This window comes from Burkholderia paludis (assembly GCF_000732615.1).
GTDB lineage: Bacteria > Pseudomonadota > Gammaproteobacteria > Burkholderiales > Burkholderiaceae > Burkholderia > Burkholderia paludis.
Genome location: NZ_JPGL01000057.1, coordinates 33,541 through 55,469 on the forward strand (window position 1 = coordinate 33,541; position 21,929 = coordinate 55,469).

Here is a 21,929-nt window from a genome sequence, read left to right on the forward strand (position 1 = left end):
TTGGCGGAGAGAGGGGGATTCGAACCCCCGATAGGCGATTAACCTATACACGCTTTCCAGGCGTGCGACTTAAACCACTCATCCATCTCTCCGGAAGACCGAGAGTATAGCAAACTCTGGCGGCAACCCGCCACTCTCTTTGGAGCCCGTCAGAAATCCGTCGTCATCGACAGCCACACCGACCGCGGATCGCCCTGCGTCAGGTAGGCGCCGGTCGTCGACGACCAGTACGACTTGTTCGTGACGTTGCGCACGGTTGCGCGGAACGTCGTCTTCTTGCCGAACACTTCCGTCGCATAGCGCGCACCGAGATCGAAGCGGTCCCATGCCTGGATCGACATCGTGTTCGCGACGTCGAGGTACTGCGGCCCCGTGTGGATCCAGCGCGCGGTCAGCGTGACGCCGCGCAGCATCGGCACGTCGTATTCGGCGCCCGCGTTGAGCATGAACGACGGCACGCCGATCGGCCGGTTGCCGTCATTCGCGCCGCCTTCCGTGTTCTGCAGCGTCGCGTTGATGTACGTCGCGCCCGCGATCAGCCGCACGCCTTTCCACGGTTCGCCGTACACCGCCGTCTCGACGCCGCGGTGCCGCTGCGTGCCGTCGGCGCCGAACAGTTGCGACGTCGGATCGGTGTACGCCATCGGCTTCTCGATCTGGAACACCGCGAGCGACGCACCGTACTTGTCGGTGTCGTAGCGGATCCCTGCTTCGTATTGTTTCGACCGGAACGGGGACAGCGCCTGGCCCGCGTTGCGCGCCGTGTTCGGCGCAATCTCGCCCTGGGCGAGCGCCTCGCTGCGGTTCGCGAAGATCGACACGTTGCGCCACGGCTTCACGACGAGGCCGAATACCGGCGTCGTGATCGCGTCGCTATAGGTCGTCGTGACCGCGCCCGTGTAGTCGAAGTTGTCGACCGAGATCGACTGGCGGCGCGCGCCGATCGTGAACAGCACGCGATCGTCGAGGAAGCCGAGCGTGTCGGACACCGCGACGCTGCGCAGCCAGGTCTTGGTGACCGTGCCCGGGTCGCTCATGTCGCCGCCGGTGTAGGCGGTCGGCGGGTAGGCGACCGGCGCCGGATCGTAGAGCGTGGTCGGGAACGCGCTCGACATCGTGTAGGCCGACTGGCTGTCGATGCGGATGAACGACGCGCCGGCCGTGACGAAGTGCGACACGGGGCCGGTCGTGAAGCGGCCGCGCACGCCGGCTTCGGCCGATTGCGCATCTTCCTTGTGCGGCACGCTCAGGCGCGAGCCGGTCGTGCCGGACGACGAGTAGGTCGGCGTGTAGTAGTCGCCGTGCTCGTTCGTGTGCCGGGCGCCGGCCGACACGTAGGCCGTCCACGCGGGCAGGAAATCGTATTCGGCGCGCACGATCCCGACCGTGTCCTCGAGCTCGCTGAAGCTCCACGGCTGCGCGTAGTTGTGCGTCGCGGACGGCACGGACGGCAACTGGTTGCCGCTGATCAGCACGACAGGGCGCCCGTCGTCGATCCGCTGCCGCTGATACAGGAAGTCGCCGTACAGGCGCAGCTTGTCGCCGCGCCAGTCGAGCGATACGGCGGTCACGCTGCTGCGGCGGCGCTCGCCGTCGATGGCCGTGTCGCCGCCGCTGATCGACTGGTTCACGCGCACGCCGAACTGGCCTTCGCTGCCGAAGCGGCGGCCGATGTCGACGTGCGTGCCGATCGAACCGGACGTGGCGCCGTCGACGGTGACGCGCGTGAGCGGCTTGTCGTCCGCACGCTTCAACTGCAGGTTCACGCCGCCGCCGACCGCCGAGCCGTTCGGCGATGCGCCGCTCAGGAACGCATTCGCACCCTTGAGCACGTCGACGCGCTCGATCGCGTCGGTTTGGACGAGCTGTCGCGGCGTGACGCCGTACAGGCCGTTCAGCGACACGTCGTCGCCGGCGAGCTGGAAGCCGCGGATGATGAACACCTGCGAGAAGTTGCCGTACCCGGACCCGCTGCGCACGGCCGGATCGTTGTCGAGCACGTCGGCGAGCGTGCGCGCCTGCTGATCCTCGATCAGTTTCGAGGTGTAGGTGGTCATGCTGAACGGCACGTCGCTCGCCTTCTGCTGGCCGAGCACGCCGTAATCGGCGCCGCGCGCGACCTGACCGCCCGCATAGGTCGGCGCGAGATCGCCGGGCAGCGGCTCGGCGGCGCCGGTCACGTTGATCGACGGCAGCACGGTCGCATCCGGCGATGCGCCGGCGGCGGTGGAGGCAGCCTGCTGGGCAAGCGCGGCGGCGGGAAGTGCGCAGACGAGCGCAATGCCGAATGCAATCGGCGTGAGACGCCGGACGGGTAACGAAAGTGTCGACATGGGACGCAAATCGGATGTGATCGGTGATCCGTCCCAGGGCGGCAAATTGGAATCCGGGCGGGGTGACGCGCCCGCTCTGTCGCGGGCATGTTTTTATCGAGCGGCGGAGTCTAGCGTAAACGAGAATCATTGTCGTTTAAAGACTGTTATTTCCTACTATTTGGGATGTCGTTCGATAAATTGGACATAAGGTGGCGGCGAGCGGGAGTTGCCGCATCGTTCCGGCGCGATGCCGGGCAGGGCGGCGCGCCGGAGCCGCTCGCGTGGCCGAGCGGGTGCAACGAAGCCGCGCCAGGATCGCCGGTCACGACTGGCGTCGCAAGAAGGTCGAGCGGACATCGGGGCGAGCGTGCGATCATGGGCCGTCCGCATTCGTCGCATCAAACAGGCCCGCGCGGCCGGTCGCGACGATGCCATTCGTCCGCACGCCCTCGCCAAAAGGAACGCCTACGTCATGTCGCTCTCCGCCTTGCTCGCCTTTGCCCTGATCCTGTCCGTCGGCGTCGCGACCCCCGGCCCGACGGTGCTGCTCGCGATGAGCAACGGCTCGCGGTACGGATTGCGTCACGCTCTGGTCGGCATGCTCGGCGCCGTGACCGCCGACGTCTTGCTCGTCGCGCTGGTCGGATTCGGCCTCGGCGTGCTGCTCGAAGCGTCGGAAACGGCGTTCGTGACGCTGAAGCTGCTCGGGGCGGCGTGGCTCGCGTACGTCGGCGTCCGGATGCTGATGTCGAGCGGGGGCGCCCCGGTCGGGCAGGCGGCGTGCGTGCCCGCGACGCCCGATCGCCGGACGGCCTTCCTGAAGAGCTTTTTCGTCGCGATGAGCAACCCGAAGTACTACCTGTTCATGTCCGCACTGCTGCCGCAGTTCGTCGACCGGTCGCACGCGATCGCGCCGCAATACGCGATCCTCGCGGCGACGATCGTCGTGGTCGACGTGATCGGGATGACCGGCTACGCGCTGCTCGGCGTGCATTCGGTGCGCGTGTGGAAAGCGGCGGGGGAGAAGTGGCTGAACCGCGTCAGCGGGTCGCTGCTGCTGATGCTCGCGGGGTACGTCGCGCTGTACCGGAAGGCCTCGCACTGACGCGGCGATGCAGCGGACAAGACAATAGCGGCACGGCGGCGGCGCGGCGATGAAGCCGATCGATCGGTTCGTGCTCGAGACGCATGACGGCCCCTACGCGTCATGGCCGCCGCGCACGCATGTGCTCGTCGACGGCATGCGGTGCGGGCTAGCCGTTTCCGGCTATGTGCTGCTGCGCCAGTTCGAGACGCCGGCGGGGTATCTGCTCGTGACCGACTACGACTGCCCGTTCGAGGAAGCCGTTACGTTCACGCTCGTGTCGAAGGCGCCGCTGAAAGTGCGCGCGCAACACACGGTCGGCGCGATGTACGCGTCATGCCATCTCGACGATCTCACGTGGGTCGACGAACGGCATTTCAGCGCGACTTTCGTCGATGTCGAAGGGCGCTGGGCGTTCGAGATTCGCGACCGTGCCGTGCCGTTCATCCTGCCCGGGCTCCGGGTGCGCCGCGTGCCGAACCGATAGCGCGCGAGCGGCGATCGCAGGCGTCCTGCCAGCGCTTGAGTGTCATCCGGAAGGCGCAAAATCGCACGGTTTCAATTTTCTTTCGCATCGGTCGGTGTGTAAGTTTCGGCGTGTCCGGAGCCGGCTCGCGCCACGCCGGAAGCGGCGCGAGCGGCGTCGGCTGGACATCGCGTTCGCACCGCACATTACAAAATGAATGGAAAGTGAAAGAATTCATTCTCTTGACGCGATGCGTCCGGGCCATTTATTGTCCGTCTGCCGTCCGTGAGAGAGCACGGGGGCAATCTCGGATGCGCGTCTCGCGCGCACGACAACACGCAGCAAGAAGCAGAAAAGGAAACGTGGTAGCCACATGAAGCCGCTATTCGACGACAAGAATTCCGATGCGGTCAGCGATCGTCCTTCCACCCCGTCTTCATCACCCGTCGCCGTGCCTGTCGCTGCCGCTCGCGTCGTCGTGCCGGCGGCACCGCCGACCGAGCACGCGCGCCTGATCACCGTCGACGAGATCGATCAGCTCGGCGCGACGCAGGGCACACGGATCGCCGCTTTCTCCCAGCAGATTCTCGCGAGCGTGCGCGCATCGGACGCCGACCAGTTCGGCGACAAGCTCAACGCGCTGATCGCGACCGCGAAAGGGCTCGACCCGCGCGGCGCCGACAAGGGCGGGCTGCTCACGCAGGTCACCCGGATGTTCCGTTCGACCAAGGAAAAGCTGCTGTCGCAATACGAGTCGGTGAGCAAGCGGATGGACACGCTCGTCGTCGAGCTCGAGAGCCATGCGCAGCGCCAGAAGGCCGGCATCGACGAGCTCGAGCGGATGTACAACGACAACTACGCGCTGCACCAGGAGCTGGTGAAGTCGAAAGCGCAAGGCGAAGCGGCGCTCGCGACGCTGCGCGCGCATCTCGAGGCCGGCCGGCAGCCGGTGGAGGACGCGTTCGCCGCGCAACGCCTGCTCGACGTCAAGCGCACGGTCGACGCGCTCGAAAGCAAGCTCGACGACCTCGACCGCGCGATGCTGATGTCGAAGCAGCTCGCGCCGCAGATCCGGATGGAGCAGGACCAGAAACGCACGCTCACGTCGAAGTTCATGACGATCAAGACCGTGCTGATTCCCGCGTGGACCAACGCGTTCGCGCTCTACCTCGAGCAGCTCGGCACGAAGCGCGCAGCGGCGCTCGCGAACGCGACCTACGACGCGGCCGACGAGGCGATCCGCGCGCAGGCCGACCTGAACCGCCAGAACGCGCAGGAAGTCGCGAAGCTCGGCCAGCGTCCGGTGATTTCCACCGACACGTTCGAATACGCGCAGCAGCAGCTGTTCGGCGCATTCGACGACGTCACGCAGATCATTGCCGACGGCAAGCGCCAGCGCGAGCAGGACGCGCCGCGCCTGCGCCAGCTCGAACAGGACCTGATCACCCGATTCGCTCCGAAGCACAACTGAGAGAACACCGCATGATTACGCTTGAGAAACGCGCGGCGAAGGTCGCGATCGTCCTCGAAAAACGCCAGATCCTGAAGCCGCCCGTCGTGCGCGTCGGCGCGGCGCTCGACATTTCGGGCTCCGCGAAGCCGCTCTACCAGTCGGGCGTGATCCAGGACACGCACGACCGGATCCTCGGCATCGCGCTGAAGTTCGACGACAACGGCGAAGTCGACACGTGGACCTTCACCGAAGGCTACGATCGCCTGCCGACCGCGACGCCGGACAACTACGGCTCGTACATCTCCGACCACGTGCTCAACGCGCGGATCGACAAGTGGGGCGGCACGCAGTACGCGCCGGTGATGAACGACATCGTCGACTTCTTCTTCCGCGCGCCGGAGCCGGCGCCGCAGCGCGAAGAGAAGCGCGGCTTCCTGAGCCGGCTGTTCGGCGGCGCGGACGAAACGCCCGCGCCGGCCCCCGCTGCGCCCGTGAACGGCCATCTGCCCGCCTGGGTGCTGTTCGTCACCGACGGCCAGAACCCGAAGAACGACCGCAAGCGCGTACGCCAGCTGCTGGCCGAGTCGCAGCATTTCCCGCTGTACTGGTCGCTCGTCGGCGTCGGCGATCCGAGCGAATTCGACTTTCTCGCGGAAGTCGCCGAAGAGATGCCGAACGTCGGCTTCCTGCATCTCGAATCGCTCGACGTCAGCGACGAGCAAATCTATGACCAGCTGATCACGCAGGAATTCTGCAACTGGGTGCGCGCGAAGTAAGCGCAGCCCGCAAGCCTTCTCTCCGGAACTCGATTACCCCCATCATGTTGAAAGATTTCAAGATCCCGCTGTCGCTCACGGTGCTCGCGCTGGTCGCGGCCTATCTACTCGGCGGCGTGAAGGACATGCTGATTGTCGCGGTCCTGTGCGTACTCGAAATCTCGCTGTCGCTCGACAACGCGGTCGTCAACGCATCGGTGCTCAAGAACTGGTCGGAAAAGTGGCGCAACCGCTTCATGGTGTTCGGCCTGCCGGTCGCGGTGTTCGGCATGCGGCTCGTGTTCCCGCTGCTGATCGTCGCGGTGATCGGCCACATCGGCATGTGGGATGCGCTGACGCTCGCGATCGAGTCGCCGGACAAGTACGCGGCGATCCTGACCTCCGCGCATCACCAGGTGTCGGCGTTCGGCGGCGCGTTCCTGCTGATGGTGTTCTTCAAGTTCATGCTCGACACCGGCAAGGACGAGCACTGGATCGGCTTTCTCGAAGGCCCGATGCGGCATCTCGGCCGGATCACCGCGCTTGAAGTGGCGCTGACGCTCGCGATCGTCATCATCGCGTCGTTCTACGTGCCGTCGGCGGAACAGGTCGGCTTCCTGCTCGCGGGCGCGTTCGGCGTGATCAGCTTCGTGATCGCGCACGGCATCGGCGACCTGATCGGCGGGGAAGAGACGGGCACGCGCGTGGTGCGCGAAGGCGTCGCGGGTTTCATGTATCTCGAGGTGCTCGATTCGTCGTTCAGCTTCGACGGCGTGATCGGCGCATTCGCGTTGTCGAACAACATCTTCCTGATCGCGCTGGGCCTCGGCGTCGGCGCGGCCTACATCCGGGAGATGACGCTCGTGCTGCTGAAGAAGGGCACGCTCGCGCAATACCGCTATCTCGAACACGGGGCGTTCTGGGCGATCGGCGCGCTCGCGACAATCATGTTCCTCGGCGTGAAGTTCGAGGTGCCCGAGGTCGTCACGGGCCTGATCGGCGCGGCGACGATCGCGGCGGCCGTGTGGTCGTCGATCGTCGTGCAGCGCAAGGAAGACCGGGGCGCGGTGGCGAGCAAGTGACGCGCGCCGCGCGCGGCGCGGCGACCATCAACGCGGGCCGCACACGGCGGCCCGGCATTGCCGCCGGCGCAACGGCGGTTCCAGCAGGAGAGGTTCAGATGATCAATTTGTCGAAGGGCGGTCGCGTCAACCTGTCGAAGGAAGCGCCCGGCACGCAGAAGTTCCGCATCGGTCTCGGTTGGGACGCGAACTCGACGGACACGGGTACGGATTTCGATCTGGACGTGTCGGTGTTCCTGTGCAAATACGACGCGCAGAGCAATCCGAAGCTGATCTCGGATCAGCACTTCGTGTTCTACAACAGCGAAGTGCGCACGATGGACCGGAACGACACCTTCATCCAGCCGGGCGACGATTTTCCGAAGCGCGGGATGCCCGCATCGAAGTGCATGGGTGTCGTGCACAGCGGCGACAACCGCACTGGCAGCGGCGACGGCGACGACGAGGTGATCTTCATCGACATGACGAAGCTCGCGGCCGACGTCGAGGAGATCTCGGTGGTCGTGACGATCGACCAGGCCGAAGCGCGCCGCCAGAATTTCGGGCAGGTTCGCCACAGCTACATCCAGATCGCCGACGAGGTGTCGGGGACGGTGATCGCGAAGTACGCGCTCGAGGAAGACTTCTCGATGGAGACGTCGGTGCAGGTCGGCAGCTTCTATCGCCGCGACGGTCACTTCATGTTCAAGGCGGTCGGCGCCGGCTACAACCGCGGCCTGGGCGACTTCGTGCGCGCGTACGGCGGCGCGGTCTGACTGGCGGCAGCCCGGCCGGCGGGGTACCGCCGCGCCGGGCCGGAAGCAGCGATGACGAATCCGTCCGACGAGCCCAAGCGGCTCGAGTTCGATACGACGCCCGAGCGCACGCCCGGGCGTCTTGCGTTCGGCGCGCCGCCCGCGGCCGCGACGCCGGCTGCGCGCGCGCCGGGCCGGCCGGCGCCGCAGGCGCTCGACCTCGGGCCGGCGCCCGGCCCGGCCGTGCGCGCGGCGCCGGCCGATGCGGTCGGCCGCGCGCTGTTCGGTGAATCGAACCATCCGCAGCTCGACGCGTGCTTCCGTGCCGCGCAGGCGGGCTTTCCGACGCTCTATCCCGACTACGCGCCGCGCATCGAGCGGCACATCCGGCAACTGGTGCCGCTCAAGCTCGCGACGGTCGCGACGATCGGCGACGGCGCGCTGGAGACAGCCGGCAATCTCGTCGAAGCGGTCGCGACGACGACGCGCGAATTCAACGAGCTCGGCGCGGCCGACCTGATGGCCGGCATGCTCGCGCAGGCGACGCGCAAGGCCGGCATGTTCGAGCGCTGGTTCGGCGGCGCGGCGTCGGGGCATGTCGACTACCGTGCGGCGCTTGGCGCGCTGAAGCAGTCGCTCGGCTTCTTTCCGCGCCGCACCGAGGAACTCGCCGCGCAGGTTCGCCACGCGGAGGAAAACCTCGTGGTCGTGCTCGCGGCGTTGAGTGCGGTGGCGGACGTCGTGCGCGCGCCGGACGATGCGGGCGTCGAGCGCACGCTGTTCGACCGGCGCAACATCGTCGGGCAGGCGCTTCAGCAGATCCGGATGCAGCCGGCGCAACTGCGCGGGCTCGACGAACGCGTGACCGACCTGATGTCGCGCGCCGATCACCTGATGAACGTCGTGTTGCCGGCGATGCTGGCCGCCCGCCCGCAGCGCTGAACGAACGGCACGCATGCGCACGCCCCGGCGCGCGCATGCGCTGCGCGGGCCGTGCGGCGTCGCGGCATTTCGCATACGCCGGCGCGAGTCTGCTATCGTCCCGGGCATCTCATCGCTTTCCCGCCGATTCTCCATGACTGACCGCATCGTCGCCGCATTCGATTTCGACGGCACCATCACGACTACCGACAGCTTTCGCCATTTCGTCCGCTTTGCGGTCGGCACGCCGCGCTTCGCATGGGCCGGGCTGCGCGCCCTGCCGTGGATCGTCGCGATGAAGGCCGGGCTGCTGTCGCGCGGCGACGCGAAAGCGCGGTTCGCGTCGTTCGCGTTCGGGCCGGTTCGCGAGGATGCGCTCGATGCGCAGGCGCGCGCGTTCGTCGACACCTGCCTGCCGCGTTTCGTGCGCGCGGACATGCTCGAACGCATTCGCGAGCATCAGGCGCGCGGGCACGAAGTCGTGCTGGTCAGCGCGTCGCCGTCGCTGTATCTGGAAAAGTGGGCGAAGACGGCCGGCTTCGATGCGGTGCTGGCGACCCGGCTCGCGTTCGAGCGCGGCACCTTCGCGGGGCGGCTCGACGGCGAGAACTGCTGGGGGCCGCAGAAGGTCGTGCGGTTGCGCGGGTGGTGGGGCGACCGGCCGCCGCGGCAACTGTTCGCATACGGCGACAGCCGCGGCGACAAGGAAATGGCCGAACTGGCGAACTGGTCGTGGATCCGCGGGCAGGGGCCGATGCCGCCGATCGGCGATTGACGGCGCGGGTTACGCGTCGGCCGGCGCGTGGCGCGCCGCGCGCGGCGGACGGTAGCCGCCCCAGCGATTCGCGCGGGCGAACGTACCGACGTCGTTGAAGCGCACGCCGACTTCGCGCAGCGCCGCATGTGCGGTGCGCGCGGTCAGTTGCCGGATGTAGAACGGGTCGCGCACCACGAAGTGATGGATCGCGTGCGTGCTGCCGAAATTGAAGCAGAACAGCTGGAACGGCAGCATCCACCACACGTTCAGCACCTGCGTCTGCTGGATCACGTTGCGCGAATCGATGTCGCCGAAATAGTGCATGTTCGAGCTGACGAAGTTGATGCAGAAGCTGCGCACGAAGTTCGGCCCGAGCCAGACCACCGCGAGAAAATCGACGACGTTCATGACGCGCCCGAGCACGGCGGGCACCGCTACCGCGTAGCCGAACGCATGCAGTGCGAACAGTGCGGCGTGATAGACGATGAACGCATGCCACAGCACGTAGTACACGTGACCGACCGGCATGTACGACGACACCTGCTCGACCCGCAATTGCAGCCGCTCGGCCGGATCCTGCACCGGCTGTGCGGCCACGTACTGCTTCACCTTGCGGCGCATCGCGACCGGCCGCAGCGCGACGGCGAGCATCCCGTCCGCGATCATCAGCAGCCGTTTCACGCCCCAGCGTTCGCCGTTGGTGATGCCGAATTCCTCGAGATCCGATTCGCCGCCCGACACCTTGTGATGGTGCAGATGCATGCGCCGCCGCGTCCACGGGTTGATCGTGCCGGGCCGTGTGAGCCAGCACAGCGCCATCATCAGGTGATAGGCCCACGGCGTCTTCTTGAAGTACATCAGGTGAATCAGGTCGTGCTCCAGCTCGTGGATCAGCGACGTGACGAAGGCGGCGAGCGGCAGCGCGACGTACCACGCGATCCCGCCGCGCGCATACAGCCAGGCGATCGCGACCATCGCACTCACCGAGACGGCCATCACGGTCGCGCCGACGAGGTTCTGGTTGTCGAGCAGCGGGAAGCGCGCGCGGATCGCGTCGCTCGCGGCGTTGACCTCGCGGCGGACATACGCGACCTTGTCCGCGTCGTGGCGAAAGGCGGTGCGGGCGGGTTGGCTCATCGACCGTAATTCCTGCGGAAAGGGTGGGGCGCAATGCCGATGTGACAAGCATAGGCGCGCGCCGGACCGCATGCGAGGGCCGCCGGTGTCAATGATGGTGTCATTTCGGGCCATGCTGGCCCGCCGGCGCGGCTAGAGTCCTGTCCCGGTGTCATGGCGGGCCGGCGACGCTACAATCCGCCGAAACCGCCCCGGAGTCCGCCGCATGGTCCTGTCCGTTCCGGATGCCGCGCGCCAGTTGAACAAGGCGACGGTGTCGTCCGCGTATGCGCTGTTCATGCTGATGCTGGCCGAGGAGCGCGGCATCGACGGCGGCCGCATTCTTGCCGGCTCGGGCGTCGAGCGCGATCGCCTCGCGCAGCCCGACGCGCGCATCACGCCGCTGCAGCAGGCGGCGATCGTGTTCAACCTGATCGACGCGACGCGTGACCCGTCGATCGCGATCGAGATCGGGCTGCGCAGCAGCCTGACAAAAGCGGGACTGATCGGTTTCGGGCTGATGAGCTGCGCGACGCTCGGCGAGGCGATCGCGCTCGGCATCCGTTACCTGCCGACGCGCGTGCCGTTTTTCTCGGTGCGCCTTGCGCAGCTCGACGGGATCGTCGACATCGACGTGCTCGAAGCGTTTCCGCTCGGCCGGCTGCGCCAGTTCGCGGTCGAGAATTTCCTGGTCGAGACCGCGATCCTGTTCAATTCGCTGCTGTATCCGGTGCCCGGCCGCACGCTGCAGTCGCGCGCGGAACTCCACTTCGCGTGGCCCGAGCCGCCTTGGTTCGAGCAATATCGCGCGCGGCTGCCGCGCTGCCATTTCGACGCGAGCGCGAACCGTATCCGCTGCGACGCCGCGTTGCTCGACGAACCGATCGGTACCGCGAACGCGCACACCGCGCAGATGATCGTGCAGCAGTGCGAAGCCGAGCTCGCGCGGCTCGGCTACGCGGAAAGCGTCGTCGAGCGCGTGCGCAACCTGCTGATCTGCGGCGAGGGCGGCTATCCGTCGGTCGACGACGTTGCGCGCGAACTGCATGTTTCGGCGCGCACCCTCAAGCGCAAGCTCGCCGAGTACGGCGCGACCTATTCGGCGCTGCTCGACGAGATCCGGCTGCGCGACGCGCTGCGGCTGCTCGAGGGGACGCGCCTGCCGGTCGACGAGATCGCGGCGCGTGTCGGCTATACGGACCGCGCCAATTTCACGCGCGCGTTCAAGCGCTGGACCGGCGCCGCGCCGAGCGAGCGACGCTGAGCGCGAACGGGTGCCGGCCCGCGTCGCGGGCCTGCCGGAAGGGGCGCACGCGTCGCGTCGTCAGACGATCGAGATCCAGTTCGCACCGCGCCCGCCCGGCGCGCGCGCATGCAGCGACAGCGTGCCGTCGTCCGGCGCGATCGCATACACCGATACGTACGCCGACTGTTCGCCGCACGCGACGAGCCAGCGCCCCGACGGGTCGATCGCGAACCCGCGCGGCTGGGTTTCGGTGGGTGTCGTGTGCGCGGGTTCGAACGCGCCGTCGGCGGTGCGGCGGTAGCAGAGGAGCTGGCTCGACGTACGTTCGCTGACGTAGGCGAAGCGCTCGTCGGGCGTCAGGTGCAGGTCGGCCGCCCAGACGGACGGTTCGGCGGGGGCGGGCGGCCGCGCATGGCCCTGCGCGAGTTCGGCGACGGCCGGGTGACGCGCGCTCACGTGAGCGTCGCCGAGCCGGCCGGTCTCGCGGTCGCGCGCGAACGTCGCGAGCGTGGCCTGGAATTCGCTGACGACGACGAGCTCGCGGCCGTCGCGTGCGATCTGCAGGTGGCGCGGACCGAAACCGGCCGGCACGCGGGTTTCGCCGTGTTCGCGCGCGCGCAGGCCGGCGGCGTCCTCGACGAGCGCGAAGCTGAACACGCGGTCCGAGCCGAGCGAGCTGACGTAGGCGAACCGGTTGTCCGGCGACACGATCACCGAGTGCGCATTCGCGATGCCGGCGATGACCTGCAGCGGCTCGCCGTCGCCGTCGCGCACGCGCGCGGCGTCGTAGAGGCTCAGCGTATTGCCGCCGTACGATGCGCCGAGCAGCCAGCGGCTGCTGCGATCGAGCGACAGGTATGCGTGGCTCGCGTCGATCGCGGTTGCGCCGATGCGCACGAGCGCGCCGGTGGCCGGCGCGACGCGGAACGCGACGATCGTCGGCTGTTCGCCGCGCGTCGCGACGTAGAGCCGCGTGCGGTCGGCCTGTACGGCGATCGGCATCGCGACGTCGGCGGCCGGGTAGCGGGCGAGCGGCGCGAGCGCGCCGTCGCCGGTGAGGGAGAACGTGGCGAGATCGCCGTCGGCGGCATTCGAGACGACGACGGTCAGGCGGTCAGTGTTCGGCATGGCGGAGCATCGAAGCGTTCGTTAAGGAGGGATCGGCCGGCCGGCCGCGCGGGGGATCGCCGCGCCGGTGCGTGCGCGCGAACAGCGCGGCGACCGCGGCCACGAGCGAAGCGATCGCGAGCGCATACAGCCCGCCCGTGATCGAACCCGTATGTTGCTTCAGATAGCCGAAGGCCGTCGGCGCGACGAAGCCGCCCAGGTTGCCGACCGAGTTGATCAGCGCGATCACGCCCGCGGCCACGCGGGTGTCGAGATAGCCTTGCGGAATCGGCCAGAACAGCGACGACGCGGCCTTGAAGCCGAGCGCGGCGAAGCAGATCGACGCGAACGACCAGACCGGATCGTGCGACGTCGACGCGAACAGCCCGCACGCGGCGAGCACGAGCGCGAACGCGAGCCAGCGCTGCGGGTGCTTCCACTTCGACGACAGCACGGCGAAGCCGTACATCGCGCCGATCGCGATCATCCACGGAATCGTGTTGTAGAGGCCGACCTGGAAATCGGTGAGGCCGCCCATCTTGCGGATGATCGTCGGCAGCCAGAACGTGGCCGCGTAGATCGTCAGCTGGATCGAGAAGTACAGGAAGCAGAACAGCCCGATTTGCGGATCGCGCAGCAGCGCGGTGGTGCGCACCGGCACGTGCGAGCGCATGTCGCGCGCCGTGCGTTCGGCATCGAGCGCGGCTTCGAGCGCCGCGCGCTCGTCGGCCGTGAGCCAGGTCGCTTCGCGGATGTGCGATTTCAGCAGCAGCCAGCTTGCGCCGCACAGCGCGACCGAGAACAGCCCCTCGATCAGGAACATCCATTGCCAGCCTTCGAGGCCGAAGCCGCGGATCGACAGCAGCGCGCCGGTGACGGGCCCGGACAGGACCGACGCGAACGCGGAGCCGCCGAGGAAGATCGCCATCGCCTTGCCGCGTTCCTGTGGCGGCAGCCATTGCGACAGGTACAGCACGACGCCGGGAAAGAAGCCGGCCTCGGCCGCGCCGAGCAGGAAGCGCAGTGCGTAGAACGACGTGTCGTTCCACACGAACGCCATCGCGGCCGCGACGATGCCCCACGTCGCCATGATCCGAGCGAGCCACACGCGGGCGCCATAGCGCTGCATCAGCAGGTTCGACGGCACCTCGAACAGCGCGTAGCCGACGAAGAACAGCCCGGCGCCGAGCCCGTATGCGGCCGCGCCGATGCCGATCGACGCCTCGAGGTGGCGATCCACGAAGCCGACGTTCACACGATCGATGTAGTTGGCGATGAACATGACCAGCACGAGCGGCAGCACGTGCCATTTCACTTTCGAGACCGCGGATGCGAGCGGGTCGCGTCCGGGCAGGGCGGGCGAGGGCGGGTTCAACGGTGTCTCCGGTCGGGCGGCGGCGGACGAGGCGGTAGCTCGTGTCGGCGCCGGGGCACGTTCATGTAGTACGTCGTCGTATAACATGGTACGCCTGAATGACAACGGAAACGTCGCGGGTTTACCAGAATGCTTCGGCGAAAATGATAAATGCTTGGTGGTTCGGTGATCGGATATTGATATCAGATGACATATGACATGAGATGGACGCATGCCAAGCCCGGGGTGCTTGATGTTCGTTGGCAGGTACGCAGAAACGCCGGCATGACTGACGGTAGCGCGCATCGGTGCCGCTCGTGTCGCAGGGCGACCTCACGCGCGCCGCGCAATGTGTCGAGCAGGCGTCGACGCTATTCGCGAACCGGGCCGCGGGCTATCGGTCGCACGTGAACGTGTTGTCGGCCGGTGACGGGGCGCCATGCCTGTCGGCAGGCGGCGACCCGAACATCCGTTCTGGCGACTCCTGCCGGTGGCCGGTCGACGACGAGGTGCGCGCGATCGTCGTCGACCGGCCGGCGATGCCGTATCGAAGGGCGCTCGCGGTTGCGGCAAAATACCTGGCGCGCGAACCCGATGTGAACGGCATCCTTGCGAACAGTATCTGCATGTGCCGGATGCGGGGCGTGCCGACGCGGGTGCTTTCCGGCGGCCGCGGAGTACGGGGCGCAGGACGCGCCGGCCGTCGCGCCGGTCGCGTCGACCATTGGCGTCGCGAAGCCGCCGACCGACGACGACCGACGACGATCGCGCACGGGTCGCGCCGTGCACCGCATCGGACGACGCGAACGCGGTGACGCGCACGACGGCGATTTCATGGCTTGAAGACGGAGCAACGGATCATGCAGGACAAACGACAGGCGCGGCGTTTCTACGCGTTCAACGGCGACGCGGACGGCCTGTGTGCGCTACAACAACTGCGGCTCGCGGAGGGCGAGCACGGCACGCTCGTCACCGGCGTGAAGCGCGACATCAAGCTGCTCGAGCGCATCGATGCGTGCGCGGGCGACCTCGTCACGGTGCTCGACGTGTCGCACGACCAGAATCGCGCTGCGTGCGCGCGGCTGCTGCGCGACGGCGCGACGATCCGCTATTTCGACCATCACTTCGCGGGCGAACTGCCCGACGATCCGTGTTTCGACGCGCATATCGACACGGCGGCCGACGTCTGCACGAGCGCGCTCGTGAACCGTTATCTCGGCGGCCGGCATGTGCGCTGGGCCATCGTCGCGGCTTTCGGCGACGAACTGCCGGCGCTCGGCGACGCGCTTGCGCGCGCGCATGGAATCGACGAGGTTGAGCAGCGTTGCACGCTCGCCGAACTCGGCCTCTACCTGAACTACAACGCGTACGGCGAGTGCGTCGGCGATCTGCATTTCGATCCGGCCGCGCTGGCCGACGCGATGCTGCCGTGCGTCGATCCGCTCGATTTCGTGCGCGGGACCGACGTGTTCGCCGCGCTGCGCGACGGCTACCGCGACGACATGGCGCGCGCGTGCGCGCTCGCGCCGCTGCGCGAGGTGCCGGGGGCGACGCTGGTCCGGATGCCCGATCATCCGTGGGCGCGGCGCGCGACGGGGATGCTCGCGAACGAGCGGATGCGCAACGCGCCGCATGCGGCGCTCGCGGTGCTGTCGCCGCGCGCGGACGGCGGACTTGTCGTCAGCGTGCGTGTGCCGGACGGCCGGCCGCTCGGCGCCGACGAATTCTGCCGCGGATTTCCGACCGGCGGCGGGCGCAAGCGCGCGGGCGGCATCAACCATCTGCCGGAAGCCGAATTCGACGCGTTTGCCGAGCGTTTCGAAGCGGCGTTCCGGCTCGATTGACGCGACGGCGGCGCACACGCGCGCCGCGCCGTCGTCACGCGGCGAGTGCCGTCATCGGCATCGGCCGGCCCGGGCCGTGTTGCGCACACGGGATCGAGCGTAGGCCCGTGCACAGGGCGAGGAATCGCCGAAATGCAGCAAGGCGCTTTACCGTGCGGCGCGGCGCGGAATGTGCGCCGTGGCCGGCCGTCGTCGGCGCTGTCGCATCGAACGTCGACACGGTGCGGCACAGCCGCGACAATACGCATCCCGTCCCGCTTTCATCATCGAGGTGCCCGTGCCCGTCAAGCCGTCCGTTGCTCCCGCGATCGTCTGGTTCCGCGACGATCTGCGCGTGATCGATCAGCCCGCGCTGACGCGCGCGGTGGCGTCGGGCCGGCCGCTCGTGTGCGTGTTCGTCGACGACACGGGCGACGGCGCGGGGCGGGCGCCCGGCGGCGCGGCGCGCTGGTGGCTGCACGGGTCGCTGGCCGGGCTCGACGCCGCGCTCGGCCGTCATGGCGGGCGCCTGCTGCTGTTGCGCGGCGACGCGCGGCAAGAAATCGAGCGCGTCGTGCACGATACGGGCGCGGCGGCCGTGTACTGGAACCGCCGCTATGCGCAGCCGCAGCGCGACGCGGATGCGGCGCTGAAGGCGTCGCTCAAGGCCGGCGGCGTGACCGTCGAAAGCAGCAACGGCAGCCTGCTGAACGAGCCGTGGGAAGTGCTGACGGGCAGCGGCGCGCCGTACCAGGTGTTCACCGCCTACTGGCGCGCGGCGCGTCGCGATCGTACGGTCGCCGCGCCGCTGCCGGAACCCGAGCGGATCGGGTTTCATCCGTGGCCGCAAGCCGTGCGCGACCGCGCGCTGGCGCTCGATGCGCTGTCGTTGCGTCCGCCCGTGCCGGACTGGGCAGGCGGCCTGCGCGACGCATGGCCCGCGCCCGACGAAGCCGGCGCGCATGCGCGGCTCGACGCGTTCCTGACGACGTCGCTCGCCGGCTACGCGGATGCGCGCGACCGTCCCGACCTGCCCGCGACGAGCGGGCTGTCGCCGTTCCTGCGCTTCGGCAACCTGTCGCCGCGACAGGTATGGCACGCGGCCCAGGGCGCCGCGCAGGCGGGCGGGGCCGCGTGCGCGGCGGGCGCCGACAAGTTCCTGAGCGAGCTCGGCTGGCGCGAATTCAGCTACGCGTTGCTGTATCACTTCCCGGCGCTCGCGACCGACAATTTCCGCGCGCAGTTCGATACGATGCCGTGGCGCGACGATCCCGCCGCGCTGCGGGTCTGGCAGCGCGGGCTGACCGGCTATCCGCTCGTCGACGCGGGCCTGCGCGAGCTGTGGACGACCGGCTGGATGCACAACCGGGTGCGGATGGTCGTCGCGTCGTTCCTGATCAAGCATCTGCTGATCGACTGGCGCGCGGGCGAAGCATGGTTCTGGGACACGCTGGTCGATGCCGACCCCGCGAACAACGCGGCGAGCTGGCAATGGGTGGCCGGTTGCGGCGCCGATGCCGCGCCGTATTTCCGCATCTTCAATCCGGTCGCGCAGGGCCGGAAGTTCGACCCGGACGGCGCATACGTGCGGCGCTGGGTGCCTGAACTCGCGGCGCTCGACACCGCGTCGATCCACGCGCCGTGGGAAGCGGCGCCGCTGACGCTCGACGCGGCCGGCATCAGGCTCGGCGTCGACTACCCGGAACCGCTCGTCGAGCATGCGGCCGCGCGCGCCCGTGCGCTCGACGCGCTGGCCGCGTTGCCGAAGCGTCGCTGAACGCGAGGCGGGGCGCGCGTCAGTTGCAGAGCGCGACGTGTTCGAGCAGCGCGTACGCCACGCCCGAATCGAAGTAGGCCGCACCGCACCACGCGACGAACGCGAGCGTGCCGGCGGCCAGCGCCGCGCGGATCATGCCCATGCCGCGTTGCCCGCCGCGGGCCGCGCGATACGCGCGTCGTCGATCGGCAGGTGCAGCAGCGCCGCGATCACGCCGAGCGCGATCGAGCCGAGCCACAGCGGCATGTAGGAGTGCATCGCGTCATACACGACCGCCCCGAGCCAGACGCCGAAGAAGCTGCCGAGCTGGTGCCCGAAGAACACGAAGCCGAACAGCGTGGCGATGTAGCGCACGCCGAACACCTGCGAGATCACGCCGTTCGTCAACGGCACGGTGCCGAGCCAGGTGAATCCGATCACGGCCGCGAATACGTAGACGCTCGCGGGCGACAGCGGCGCCGCGACGAACGCGGCCATCGCGAGCGCGCGCACGAGGTATAGCCCGGACAGCACGTACTTGCGGCGCAGCAGCCCGCCGAGATGGCCGCACGCATAGGTGCCGGCCACATTGGTCAGCGCGATCAGCGCGAGCGCGACGCTCGCGTGGCGCGCCGGCAAACCGTGGTCGAGCAGGTAGGCCGGCAGGTGGGTCGCGATGAACGCGAGCTGGAAGCCGCACGCGAAGAATCCGGCGTTCAGCAGCCAGAAGCCGCGATGCGCGAACGCCTCGCGCACCGCTTCGCGGATCGACTGGTCGGGACCGGCGGCCGTCGCCGCCCGCGCGGGCCGGTCGCGCAGCAGCACGGCGAGCGGCGCGAGCAGCGCCGCGACGAGCGCCAGCGCGGTGAACGCCTGTTGCCAGCCGATGCCGCCGATCAGTTCCTGCGCGACGGGCACCATGCAGAACTGGCCAAGCCCGCCGATCGCGCCTGCGACGCCGAGTGCCCAGCCGCGCCGGTCGGGCGGAAACAGGCGGCTCAGCGCACCGTAGATCGACGCAAACGCCGAGCCCGACAGCGCGATGCCGATCACGAGCCCGGCGCCGACCGTGAACATGCCGGTCGAGGCCGCATGCGCCATCGTGACGAGCCCGGCCGCATACAGCAGCATGCCCGTGGCGATCACGCGCAGTGAGCCGAAGCGGTCGGCGACCATCCCCGTGAACGGCTGCGCGACGCCCCAGATCAGGTTCTGCAGCGCCAGCGCGAGCCCGAACGCTTCACGCGACCAGCCGTGGTCGAGCGACACGGGCGCGAGGAACAGGCCCTGCACGTGACGGATGCCGAGCGCGGCACCCATGATCAGGCCGCCGGCCAGCACCGGCAGCCAGCGGCGACGGACTTCCTGCTCGATCGGGGTCATGCGTGTCTCCGGATGAAGGCGCGCGGCGAAACGGCCGCGCTCGATCCGATTAGACGATCGGGCCCGTTGCCGCTCAAGCGATCATTCGGTCAGGTTGGCATGCGTGCAGGGAATGCGACGAGGGGCGCACGGCGTGGCCGGCGGCATCCGTCCGGCCGCGGTCGCGGCGAGGCGGGGCACCGGTGCCCGATTACGCCGGCGCCCTGTCGTGCGCGCGCATCGCGGTATCGCATTCGGTCGCTTCGGCGAGGATCCAGTCGCGGACGTCGGCGACTTCGCGGCGCGGGGCCGGATCGTGCTGGAACAGCCAGTAGCCGTACGCATCCGACAGCGCCTGCGTGTGCGGCCCGAGCACCGCGAGGCGTCCGTCCGCGAGCATCGGCGCGACGAGCGCAAGCCGGCCGAGCGCGACGCCCTGACCCGCGATCGCGGCCTGGATCACCTGGTCGTACTGGTTGAAGCGCAATACGCCCTTCGGGCGCGTGTCGCCGAGCCCGGCCGCATGCAGGTGCGCGCGCCACTGCAATTGCGGTTGCGGCGGCCCGTCGAACTCGAGCAGCACGTGGTCGGCGATGGCGGCCGCGCTCGTGACCGGCCGCGCGGCGAGCGCCGGATGCGCGACCGGTACGACGATCTCGTCGAACAGGCGCAGCGCGCCGGCCGGCGCGCGCTCGCGCGGGCAATAGCGGATGCCGAGATCGATGCCTTCGGCGCGCAAATCGAGTACCTTGTCGTTCGCGGCGACGCGCAGGTCGATCTCCGGCAGGCGCGCCTGCAGCCGCCCGAGCCGCGGCAGCAGCCACAGCGCGGTGACGCCGATGCTGGCGGTGATCGTGACGGGCTGGCGCTCGCGCGCGGCGGCGAGCGAGGCGACCGTGTCCTGCAGGCCGTGCAGCGCCGCATCCGCGACGCGGAACAGCCGCTCGCCTTCCGGCGTGAACGCGATCTTCCGGTAGCCGCGCTGCAGCAACGCGACGCCGAGATGCGCCTCGAGTGCGTGCACCTGCCGGCTGACCGCCGATTGCGTGACGCACAGGTCCTGCGCGGCCAGCGTGATGCTCATGCGGCGGCCGACGGCGACGAAACCGCGGACCAGATCGAGCGAAGGGAGACGGACGAGCGGCGTTGACATGCGCGTGACTCATGCGAATGGAGCAGCAAGATTGGTTGAGAACATGGCATGCGTCAAGTTCAATGGAGGCGGGCGCGATGCGTGCGGGGGCGGGTGGCGATGTGCGGGGCCGGAGCCGAGGCTGATGCATTCGTTCGGCACGACCGGGGAGCATGGGGCCCGGGGCGGCGCTTAAGCGCCAACTCTGGGTGACCGCGAAGCGTGGGATCGGGGCAAGCACTGAAGCGCCAAATCTGGTTGACCGCGCACCATGGGACTCGAGCAAGCGCTGAAGTGCCAACTCGAGTGGACCGCGAAGCATGGGACCGGAGCAAGCACTGAAGTGCCAACTCGGGTCGACAGGAGACAGGATGACGATTTCGAGCGAACGAAACGGGGCAGCGCAGGGCAGTCGCACGGCGGACGCGTTGCCGCCCGAACCCGTGACGCTGCACGCGGCCGACGGCTACGCATTGCGCGGCCACGTGTGGCGCCATCGCAGCGGCACTACCGCGCGACCCGTGACGGTCATCAATTGCGCGACGTCGGTGCGGTGCGACTACTACTTTCGCTTCGCGGCCTGGCTGTTCGCGCAGGGGCGCGACGTGCTCGTCTACGACTATCGCGGCACGGGGGGGTCGCGCCCGCCGCATCTCGCGAAGCTGCGCGCGAACTGGCTCGACTGGGGGCAACTCGATTGCGAAGCCGCGCTGCAATACGCACGCGATACGTTTCCGGGCCAGCCGCTCGACGTCGTCGCGCACAGCATCGGCGGCTGCGTGCTCGGGCTCGCGGCGTCGAACGTGCACGTGCGGCATGCGGTGACCGTCGGTGCGCAGTATGCGTACTGGCGCGACTACCTGCCGGCCGAGCGGCGGCGCATGTGGTGGAAGTGGCATGTCTTGATGCCCGTGCTCGCGGCCGTGTTCGGCTACGTTCCCGCGAAGCGGCTCGGCTGGATGGAGGACACGCCGCGTGGCATCGCGCTGTCGTGGGCGCGCTCGCAGGCGCGTTTCGAGGACGGCTATCTCGGCCGCGTGCTCGACGCCGGGGCCGTGGGCCGCTCGGCGTTGCCCGCGCGCTTCGCGGGACTGTCGGCGCCGATGCTCGCGATCGGCCTCGACGACGACGCGTTCGGCACGGTCGACGCGATCGAGCGGCTGGTCGGCTACTACACGGGTAGCCACGTCACGCATCTGCGGATCGCGCCGGCCGACATCGGCGTCGACGCGATCGGGCATTTCGCTTTTTTTCACAGCCGCTTTACCGACGCTTTGTGGCCTGTCGCGCTGTATTGGCTGCAGCACGGCGTGCTGCCCGGCGATGCGCCGGGTGTCGTGCATGCACTTCACCCGGCGTCGCGCGGACGTACGACGGGCAGTGGCGTGCCGGGCGTGGCGGCGAACGGATGATCCGTCGCGCGGGCGCGCCGCGCCGATTCGCTTGCCGGCACGGATCGTACCGGC

General features: G+C 68.7%; 20 protein-coding genes and 1 tRNA gene. 13 read left to right on the plus strand and 8 right to left on the minus strand.

The window, feature by feature from the left end:
* Position 1: 1 nt before the first annotated feature.
* Together GQ56_RS0128925 and GQ56_RS0128930 are read right to left on the minus strand one after the other, a co-directional pair.
* Positions 2–92 (minus strand) — tRNA-Ser (locus GQ56_RS0128925).
* Between the two features lie 57 nt (positions 93–149).
* Entirely contained in the window at positions 150–2,333 is a 2,184-nt protein-coding gene (locus GQ56_RS0128930; RefSeq protein ID WP_031401973.1) for a TonB-dependent receptor, read from the minus strand.
* A 454-nt stretch (positions 2,334–2,787) separates the two neighbouring features.
* On the opposite strand from GQ56_RS0128930, the gene GQ56_RS0128935 reads away from it, so the two are divergent.
* From GQ56_RS0128935 to GQ56_RS0128970, 8 genes are all read left to right on the plus strand, one after another.
* Positions 2,788–3,420, plus strand: a complete 633-nt coding sequence (locus GQ56_RS0128935) for a LysE family translocator (protein ID WP_031401974.1) — start codon at positions 2,788–2,790, stop codon at positions 3,418–3,420.
* Positions 3,421–3,469: 49 nt separating this feature from the next.
* A complete protein-coding gene (locus GQ56_RS0128940; protein ID WP_031401975.1) occupies positions 3,470–3,886 on the plus strand; it encodes a hypothetical protein in 417 nt (138 codons plus the stop codon).
* 352 nt (positions 3,887–4,238) lie between these two features.
* On the plus strand, positions 4,239–5,336 hold the full coding sequence (locus tag GQ56_RS0128945) for a toxic anion resistance protein (protein WP_031401976.1): 1,098 nt from the start codon (positions 4,239–4,241) through the stop codon (positions 5,334–5,336).
* A gap of 11 nt (positions 5,337–5,347) precedes the next feature.
* Complete coding sequence (locus GQ56_RS0128950; RefSeq protein ID WP_031401977.1) at positions 5,348–6,094, plus strand: VWA domain-containing protein; 747 nt, start codon at positions 5,348–5,350, stop codon at positions 6,092–6,094.
* Between the two features lie 44 nt (positions 6,095–6,138).
* Positions 6,139–7,155: a DUF475 domain-containing protein gene (locus GQ56_RS0128955; protein WP_031401978.1), complete on the plus strand. Its 1,017-nt coding sequence runs from the start codon at positions 6,139–6,141 to the stop codon at positions 7,153–7,155.
* Between the two features lie 98 nt (positions 7,156–7,253).
* Positions 7,254–7,910 (plus strand): TerD family protein, encoded by a 657-nt coding sequence (locus tag GQ56_RS0128960; protein ID WP_031401979.1) that lies wholly within the window; start codon positions 7,254–7,256, stop codon positions 7,908–7,910.
* A gap of 51 nt (positions 7,911–7,961) precedes the next feature.
* Complete coding sequence (locus tag GQ56_RS0128965) at positions 7,962–8,831, plus strand: hypothetical protein (protein ID WP_031401980.1); 870 nt, start codon at positions 7,962–7,964, stop codon at positions 8,829–8,831.
* A 133-nt stretch (positions 8,832–8,964) separates the two neighbouring features.
* Positions 8,965–9,585, plus strand: coding sequence for an HAD family hydrolase (locus GQ56_RS0128970; RefSeq protein WP_031401981.1), 621 nt, complete (start codon positions 8,965–8,967; stop codon positions 9,583–9,585).
* Positions 9,586–9,594: 9 nt separating this feature from the next.
* On the opposite strand, the gene GQ56_RS0128975 is transcribed toward GQ56_RS0128970, so the two are convergent.
* Entirely contained in the window at positions 9,595–10,704 is a 1,110-nt protein-coding gene (locus tag GQ56_RS0128975; RefSeq protein WP_031401982.1) for a fatty acid desaturase, read from the minus strand.
* Between the two features lie 205 nt (positions 10,705–10,909).
* Here GQ56_RS0128975 and GQ56_RS0128980 point away from each other — a divergent pair, with 205 nt between their 5' ends.
* Complete coding sequence (locus GQ56_RS0128980) at positions 10,910–11,947, plus strand: AraC family transcriptional regulator (RefSeq protein WP_031401983.1); 1,038 nt, start codon at positions 10,910–10,912, stop codon at positions 11,945–11,947.
* A gap of 60 nt (positions 11,948–12,007) precedes the next feature.
* Here GQ56_RS0128980 and GQ56_RS0128985 read toward each other — a convergent pair whose 3' ends face one another.
* Both GQ56_RS0128985 and GQ56_RS0128990 read right to left on the minus strand, forming a co-directional pair.
* Positions 12,008–13,057: a lactonase family protein gene (locus GQ56_RS0128985; RefSeq protein WP_031401984.1), complete on the minus strand. Its 1,050-nt coding sequence runs from the start codon at positions 13,055–13,057 to the stop codon at positions 12,008–12,010.
* A complete protein-coding gene (locus GQ56_RS0128990; RefSeq protein ID WP_031401985.1) occupies positions 13,044–14,411 on the minus strand; it encodes an MFS transporter in 1,368 nt (455 codons plus the stop codon). Before GQ56_RS0128990 ends, GQ56_RS0128985 begins: the two co-directional genes overlap by 14 nt.
* 296 nt (positions 14,412–14,707) lie before the next feature.
* Between GQ56_RS0128990 and GQ56_RS0128995 the strand changes: the two genes are divergently transcribed.
* From GQ56_RS0128995 to GQ56_RS0129005, 3 genes are all read left to right on the plus strand, one after another.
* Positions 14,708–15,205 (plus strand): hypothetical protein, encoded by a 498-nt coding sequence (locus GQ56_RS0128995; protein ID WP_152601894.1) that lies wholly within the window; start codon positions 14,708–14,710, stop codon positions 15,203–15,205.
* A gap of 45 nt (positions 15,206–15,250) precedes the next feature.
* Positions 15,251–16,234, plus strand: coding sequence for a hypothetical protein (locus GQ56_RS0129000; protein ID WP_031401987.1), 984 nt, complete (start codon positions 15,251–15,253; stop codon positions 16,232–16,234).
* Positions 16,235–16,511: 277 nt separating this feature from the next.
* A complete protein-coding gene (locus GQ56_RS0129005) occupies positions 16,512–17,990 on the plus strand; it encodes a cryptochrome/photolyase family protein (RefSeq protein WP_031401988.1) in 1,479 nt (492 codons plus the stop codon).
* Between the two features lie 19 nt (positions 17,991–18,009).
* On the opposite strand, the gene GQ56_RS46940 is transcribed toward GQ56_RS0129005, so the two are convergent.
* The 3 genes from GQ56_RS46940 to GQ56_RS0129020 form a co-directional block, all read right to left on the minus strand.
* On the minus strand, positions 18,010–18,132 hold the full coding sequence (locus tag GQ56_RS46940) for a hypothetical protein (protein ID WP_031401989.1): 123 nt from the start codon (positions 18,130–18,132) through the stop codon (positions 18,010–18,012).
* Positions 18,123–19,352 (minus strand): MFS transporter, encoded by a 1,230-nt coding sequence (locus tag GQ56_RS0129015; protein WP_031401990.1) that lies wholly within the window; start codon positions 19,350–19,352, stop codon positions 18,123–18,125. The genes GQ56_RS46940 and GQ56_RS0129015 overlap by 10 nt, the downstream gene beginning before the upstream one ends.
* Before the next feature lie 190 nt (positions 19,353–19,542).
* The gene (locus GQ56_RS0129020) at positions 19,543–20,484 is read right to left on the minus strand and encodes a LysR substrate-binding domain-containing protein (protein ID WP_031401991.1); all 942 of its coding nucleotides are present in this window, start codon (positions 20,482–20,484) and stop codon (positions 19,543–19,545) included.
* Positions 20,485–20,834: 350 nt separating this feature from the next.
* On the opposite strand from GQ56_RS0129020, the gene GQ56_RS0129025 reads away from it, so the two are divergent.
* Entirely contained in the window at positions 20,835–21,875 is a 1,041-nt protein-coding gene (locus GQ56_RS0129025) for an alpha/beta hydrolase family protein (RefSeq protein WP_031401992.1), read from the plus strand.
* Positions 21,876–21,929: the final 54 nt, after the last annotated feature.

Bases quoted from the DNA above. Each gene is read 5' to 3' on its own strand.
- GQ56_RS0129000 (WP_031401987.1), top strand. From the start codon at position 15,251: ATGCAGGACAAACGACAGGCGCGGCGTTTCTACGCGTTCAACGGCGAC.
- GQ56_RS0128940 (WP_031401975.1), top strand. From the start codon at position 3,470: ATGAAGCCGATCGATCGGTTCGTGCTCGAGACGCATGACGGCCCCTAC.
- GQ56_RS0128985 (WP_031401984.1), bottom strand. From the start codon at position 13,057: ATGCCGAACACTGACCGCCTGACCGTCGTCGTCTCGAATGCCGCCGAC.
- GQ56_RS0128950 (WP_031401977.1), top strand. From the start codon at position 5,348: ATGATTACGCTTGAGAAACGCGCGGCGAAGGTCGCGATCGTCCTCGAA.
- GQ56_RS0128955 (WP_031401978.1), top strand. From the start codon at position 6,139: ATGTTGAAAGATTTCAAGATCCCGCTGTCGCTCACGGTGCTCGCGCTG.
- GQ56_RS0128930 (WP_031401973.1), bottom strand. From the start codon at position 2,333: ATGTCGACACTTTCGTTACCCGTCCGGCGTCTCACGCCGATTGCATTC.
- GQ56_RS0129020 (WP_031401991.1), bottom strand. From the start codon at position 20,484: ATGTCAACGCCGCTCGTCCGTCTCCCTTCGCTCGATCTGGTCCGCGGT.
- GQ56_RS0128970 (WP_031401981.1), top strand. From the start codon at position 8,965: ATGACTGACCGCATCGTCGCCGCATTCGATTTCGACGGCACCATCACG.
- GQ56_RS0129025 (WP_031401992.1), top strand. From the start codon at position 20,835: ATGACGATTTCGAGCGAACGAAACGGGGCAGCGCAGGGCAGTCGCACG.
- GQ56_RS0129015 (WP_031401990.1), bottom strand. From the start codon at position 19,352: ATGACCCCGATCGAGCAGGAAGTCCGTCGCCGCTGGCTGCCGGTGCTG.
- GQ56_RS0128965 (WP_031401980.1), top strand. From the start codon at position 7,962: ATGACGAATCCGTCCGACGAGCCCAAGCGGCTCGAGTTCGATACGACG.
- GQ56_RS0128980 (WP_031401983.1), top strand. From the start codon at position 10,910: ATGGTCCTGTCCGTTCCGGATGCCGCGCGCCAGTTGAACAAGGCGACG.
- GQ56_RS0128975 (WP_031401982.1), bottom strand. From the start codon at position 10,704: ATGAGCCAACCCGCCCGCACCGCCTTTCGCCACGACGCGGACAAGGTC.
- GQ56_RS0128935 (WP_031401974.1), top strand. From the start codon at position 2,788: ATGTCGCTCTCCGCCTTGCTCGCCTTTGCCCTGATCCTGTCCGTCGGC.
- GQ56_RS0128945 (WP_031401976.1), top strand. From the start codon at position 4,239: ATGAAGCCGCTATTCGACGACAAGAATTCCGATGCGGTCAGCGATCGT.
- GQ56_RS46940 (WP_031401989.1), bottom strand. From the start codon at position 18,132: ATGGGCATGATCCGCGCGGCGCTGGCCGCCGGCACGCTCGCGTTCGTC.
- GQ56_RS0128960 (WP_031401979.1), top strand. From the start codon at position 7,254: ATGATCAATTTGTCGAAGGGCGGTCGCGTCAACCTGTCGAAGGAAGCG.